This window comes from Rhodococcus sp. HM1 (assembly GCF_023218075.1).
GTDB lineage: Bacteria > Actinomycetota > Actinomycetes > Mycobacteriales > Mycobacteriaceae > Rhodococcus.
The window spans coordinates 1-5467 of record NZ_JALPTB010000139.1 but is presented as its reverse complement, the minus strand read 5'-3'; the positions used below and the strand labels follow the sequence as shown (position 1 = coordinate 5467).

Annotated in this window: 4 protein-coding genes; 2 read left to right on the top strand and 2 right to left on the bottom strand. The window is 69.3% G+C overall.

Features of this window, described 5'->3' with window-relative positions:
- Positions 1-268 precede the first annotated feature (268 nt).
- Together M1M07_RS31815 and M1M07_RS31810 are read left to right on the top strand one after the other, a co-directional pair.
- Positions 269-1045, top strand: a complete 777-nt coding sequence (locus M1M07_RS31815; protein ID WP_248676712.1) for an SDR family oxidoreductase — start codon at positions 269-271, stop codon at positions 1043-1045.
- A 110-nt stretch (positions 1046-1155) separates the two neighbouring features.
- Complete coding sequence (locus M1M07_RS31810; RefSeq protein ID WP_197251567.1) at positions 1156-2169, top strand: alcohol dehydrogenase catalytic domain-containing protein; 1014 nt, start codon at positions 1156-1158, stop codon at positions 2167-2169.
- An 11-nt stretch (positions 2170-2180) separates the two neighbouring features.
- Here M1M07_RS31810 and M1M07_RS31805 read toward each other — a convergent pair whose 3' ends face one another.
- Positions 2181-2666, bottom strand: coding sequence for a MarR family winged helix-turn-helix transcriptional regulator (locus M1M07_RS31805; RefSeq protein WP_197251568.1), 486 nt, complete (start codon positions 2664-2666; stop codon positions 2181-2183).
- Positions 2667-2746: 80 nt separating this feature from the next.
- A complete protein-coding gene (locus M1M07_RS31800; protein WP_197251569.1) occupies positions 2747-3682 on the bottom strand; it encodes a universal stress protein in 936 nt (311 codons plus the stop codon).
- Between the last annotated feature and the right edge of the window lie 1785 nt (positions 3683-5467).

Sequence of the window (5467 nt, the reverse complement as noted above, 5' to 3'; positions counted from 1 at the left end):
GTGTGGGAGGGGCGGGTCCCCGTGACGTCCGGATGAGCCGAGCCCGGTCTCGGAAGAAGGGTCGCCCGGCCTCCGCGGTGTTCGGCATCGGACGCACCACGTATCCCGTTCCCTGCCCACCGGCCACGAATCGGTCCCGTATCGTCTCGTCGCACGGGCCGCATCCCGCGCCGCGCACGCACGCACGACAAGGAGTCCCGATGGGGGAAGCATTTATCATCTCGGCCGCCCGCCTACGGATCGGCCGCGCATCGTTCGAGGCCACCCGATGAGCGGCCTGTTCGACGTCGAGGGCAAGACCGTGGTCGTGACCGGCGGCACCCGCGGCATCGGGTCGATGATCGCGAAGGGCTTCGCCGAAGCCGGTGCGCGGGTCATCATCTCGTCTCGGAAGGCCGATGCGTGCGAGTCGGCCGCCGCGGAACTGTCCGCGTTCGGTGACGTGGTCGCGCATCCGGCGGACCTGAGCACCCCGGAGGGGTTGGCCGATCTCGCCGCATTCGTGACCCGGACCTTCGACCGGGTGGACGTGCTGGTCAACAACGCCGGGGCCACCTGGGGTGCGCCGGTCGACGAGTTCCCCCTCTCCGGGTTCGACAAGGTCCTGGGCCTCAACGTCACCGCGGTGTTCGCGCTGACGCAGGCGCTGCTGCCGCAGTTGCGGGCCGCGGCGACCCCGGACGACCCGGCGCGAGTGATCAACATCGGATCGATCGACGGGATCGTGGTCTCGGGAACCGAGAACTTCTCGTACGGGGCATCCAAGGCCGCGGTGCACATGCTCACCCGCAAGCTCGCCGCCACTCTCGCACGCGAGCACATCACCGTGAACGCCGTGGCGCCGGGACCCTTCCCGACGAAGATGATGGCGTTCATACTGGACGACCCCGCGCTGAAATCCGCGGTCGAGGGCAATGTCCCGCTCGGGCGCATCGGTAGCCCCGAGGACATCGCGGGCACCGCAATCTTCCTGTCGTCGCGGGCCGGCGCCTACCTCACCGGCACGGTGATCCCGGTGGACGGGGGCATGAGCGGCACCCGCTGACTCGTTCCGCTCCCGCTGTCGGTGGCAGGCCCTTGTCAAGTGCCCGGTCGAACCCTTTGACTGGTAGGTGGACCCAGCTCCCGATCCCACACCGGACAGCGAGGATGCAGATGCCCACACATCGAGCAGTTCACGTCGAGTCGGCCGGGGGAGCACTGACCCTCGTCGACACCGAAACAACCTCCCCCGATCCCGGACATGTCCGAATTGCGGTGTCCGCCTGCGGAATCTGCGGCACCGATCACGGCTTCGTGAATGGGGGATTTCCCGGTACGACTTGGCCGCTGACCCCCGGCCACGAAATCGCCGGAACCATCGCCGAACTCGGTGCCGGGGTCACCGGTTTCGACATCGGCGACCGGGTCGCGGTGGGATGGTTCGGCGGCCACTGCAACGAGTGCGTTCCCTGCCGCCGAGGAATATTCATCCACTGCGAAAAGCTGCAGGTGCCGAGTTGGCACTATCCGGGCGGTTACGCCGACTCGGTGACGGTGCCTGTCACTGCGCTCGCCCGGATTCCGGACGAGCTGTCGTTCTCGGAGGCCGCCCCCATGGGTTGCGCCGGCGTCACCACCTACAACGCGCTGCGCAAGACCCGGGCACTACCCGGCGACCGGGTCGCGGTCCTGGGACTCGGCGGTCTCGGTCACCTGGGAGTGCAGTTCGCCCGCGCGATGGGATTCGAGACCGTTGCCATCGCGCGCGGCGCCGGCAAACGGGACGATGCCCTGGAGCTGGGGGCCCATCACTACGTGGACTCCTCGGCGGGCGACGTGGCGGAGGCGTTGCAGGCACTCGGTGGCGTGTCGGTGGTGCTGGCCACCGCGGCGAACTCCGCGGCGATGGCCGCGACGGTCGGTGGGTTGCAGCCGCAGGGCGAACTCGTCGTCGTCGGCGCGACGGTCGATCCGCTGCCGATCAATCCTCTGCAGCTGATCATGCCCGGGGTGAGCGTGACCGGTCACCCGTCCGGGACGGCACGCGATGTCGAGGAGACGATGCGATTCGCGGTACAGACCGGAGTGCGCGCTCGCATCGAGGAACGTCCCCTGTCCGAGGCCGCGCAGGCGTACGCCGTCGCCGAGGAGGGACGCGCGCGCTATCGCATGGTGCTCACCATGTGAGCACAACTGCCCTAAGCCCTGCCGGTCCCCTCGGCGAGCCCCTTGTCCAGCTGTGCGACGAGCACCTTGCCGAGTTCGGTGAGGGCGCGCAGCTGATCGTCGTCCAGCCCGTCGAACACCAGCCGGCGCACCGTCTCGACGTGGGCCGGCGCCGCCTCGACGACCTTCTCGTAGCCGCTGTCGGTGAGTACCGCGTACGAGCCGCGGCTGCCCGGAATCGGCTCGCGGTACACCCAGCCGCGCTTGGCGAGGCGGGTGACCACATGGGACAGCCGCGACAGCGACGCATTCACCGATTCCGCGAGGGCGGACAACTGGGCGCGCCGGTCCGGTGCCTCCGACAGAAGTGCGAGGGTGAAGTACTCGAAGTGCGTCAGATCGGAGTCGCGCTGGGTCTGGGTGTCCAGGGCGGCGGGCAACCGGGTGATCACCGACACCAGCAATCGCCAGGCGGCCTGCTCGTTCGCGTCGAGCCACCGGGGACTGTCGCTGCCCATGGATGTGTCCTCACTTCCGTCGTCGCTTCCTCGTTAGCCTGCCAAAGGGTCGGCTGTTCGCGCGCGCCGGGCCACTTGGATCAGCTCGGGTCGGTGTGATTCCCGCGGCAGATCATCACGGGCCGCTCCGCGCGGTGCAGCAGGTTTTGACTCGTCGAACCGAGCAGGGCACCGGCGATGCGGCCCCGGCCGCGGCTGCCGACGACCACGAGCTGGGCGTCGTCCAGGACCCGCAGCAGCTCGCGTGGCGCGGATCCGCGCGTCGATACCTCCTCGACCGCCACGTCGGGGAAGCGCTGCCGGTAAGGGGCGAGAATCTCGCTCAACTTCGACGCCTGCTCGCGTGCCACGGCGTCCCAGTCGACGAGGAGCGTCGCCGGACCCACGATCGGCATCGAGTCGGTGATCACGGTGTCGGCGGCGAATTCGCCGGTCCAGGAGCGGACCGCGGTGACGGGTGCGCCCGTCAGCTCGGCGAAGCCGAATGCGGTTTCGGTCGCGTTCGCGGATGTCGACGTGCCGTCCACGCCGACGACGATCGGGCGGGTGTCCGGTCCCGGATCGGCCGGGTCGCCGCGCCACACCACGACCGGGCACGGCGCGCGGCCGGCCACCCGGGACGCGGTGGAGCCGAGCAGCCACCGCTCGACCGACCCGCGACCGGTCGCGCCGACCACGATGAGCGACGCGTCCTTCGCGGCCGTGAGCAGGGTGGTCGCGGGGGCCTCCTCGTCGACCAGCGTCGTCAGCTGGGTCTCGGGTGCGTGCTGCCGGACTTCGGCGACCGCCTCGGAGAGGATGCGGGTGCCGTCTTCGGTCAGGCTGTCCGCCAGTTGCTGGGAGAGTGTCGGATCGCCGATGCCGAGCAGACGCGTGGGGTGCGATGTCGAATGCACCAGTTGCAGTGACCGGCCCAGCTTCCCGGCGACCGCTGCGGCCCACTTCGCGGCGCCGAGCGAGGTGTCGGATCCGTCGATGCCGACCACGATGTGTGTTCCGGTGTTCACGAATGTCATGCCTTCCTCGCCTTCGGCCGATGGTCAGCTGTCGTGCGAACATGCGTGGCGATCGAGCCTGCCGCGACACGAGTTGAGACTATCTCTCGCATGGCTCTTCTCGCGGCGTTCATTGTGGTGACGACCCTCGTCGTGATGACGACCGGGAAGGCCCCCGCCGTCCTGGCATTGGCCACGGCACTGGTCGTCGCGGGCCTGGCCGGGATCGCCACTCCGGCCGAACTGTTCGCGGGGTTGAGCAACAGCGGCGTCATCACGATCGCGGCGATGCTCGTCATCGCGAAAGGCGTCCTGCGGACCGGGGCGGTCTCCCGCGTCACCCATCTGCTGCTGTCCGGAGTTCGCACCTCGGGTCAGGTGCTGCGCCGGTTGATTCCGTCGGTCGGGTTCGTCTCGGCGCTGATCAACACGACCCCGATCGTGGCGATGCTCATCCCGGCCACGAAGGAACTCGAGCAGCGGTCCCGGATCCCGGCGCGCGGAATCCTGCTGCCGGTGGCGCACGCGACGACTCTGGCGGGGTCGGCGACGCTGATCGGAACCAGTTCGAATCTGCTCATCGCCGGGCTCGCCGAGCCGGCCGGGGTGCGGGTGTCGATGTTCTCGTTCGTGCCCATCGCGGTGCCGGTGGCCGTCGTCGGCTGGCTGGTGCTGACGGTCACCGCACCCTTGCTGCTCGGAGGACGGGTCGCCGAGGGCGAACGCGACCTGTCGTGGCAGGCCGAGATCCCGATCTCGGCGCGGGCGCTTGCCATCGGCCGCACCGCATCCCGGCTCGACGTCCGTTCCACGGCGGAGTACGAACTCGTGGAGATCCGCCGCTGGGGCGACCCCATCGACATCGACAGTCCGCTCGAGTCGGGCGACGTCCTGGTGTACCGGGCGACCGAGGCCGGTGTCCGGATGCTGTGGTCGAACCCGGTTTTCGGCCTCGTTCCGCAGCGGTTGTTCCGCGTGGCCATCGCCACCAACGAGGGCCGGTCGGTGCGCGACCTCGAGGAGCACGAGGACATCCTGGTGATCGCCGCGCAGACCGATCGGCTGCTGCGTGAGGCTCCCGCGCAACCCGGTGGGCTGTGCCTGGTCACCGCGGAATCGGCCGACTCGCTCGCGGACAACTCCCTGGTGGCGGTGTGGCGGGAGCTGTCCGGCAAGGCGCCGCAGGCCGCGAAGACGTGGATCGCCGTGAGCATCCTGGCCGCCACCATCGCCGCGGCGTCGTCCGGCGTCCTCGCGGTCGAACTCGTCGCGACCGCCGGCGCAGTCCTGATGGTGCTGACCGGGGTGCTGACGCCGAGATCGGCCGTGCGCGCGCTGAACTGGAACATCCTGGCGATCATCGCCGGATCGGTGGGGCTGGGCACGATCGTCGTGCGCAGCGGCCTCGGGGACTACATCTCCGACGCCGTTCTCACCCTGGCGGCCGGGAACGTCGCGTTGATCGTGCTGGTGTTCGTCGTCGGCACCACGGTGTTGACGAACGTGGTGACCAACGCCGCCGCCGCGGCCATCCTGACCCCGATCGCCCTGCAGATCGCCGCGACCACGGACCTGGATCCGGTGCTGCTGCTCACGCTGATCGGCACGTGCATCTCGTTCACCTTCCTCAACCCGTACAGCCACCAGACGAACCTCATGGTGTTGCGCCCGGGCGGGTACTCGACGGCGACGTTCGTGCGGTTCGGGATCCCGCTGACGCTGGCGGTCGCCGCGTCGGCGGTGGGGGTGGGCTGGGCGCCTGTCTCTTATACACCTCTGACGCTGCCGACGACTTAATAGGTGTAG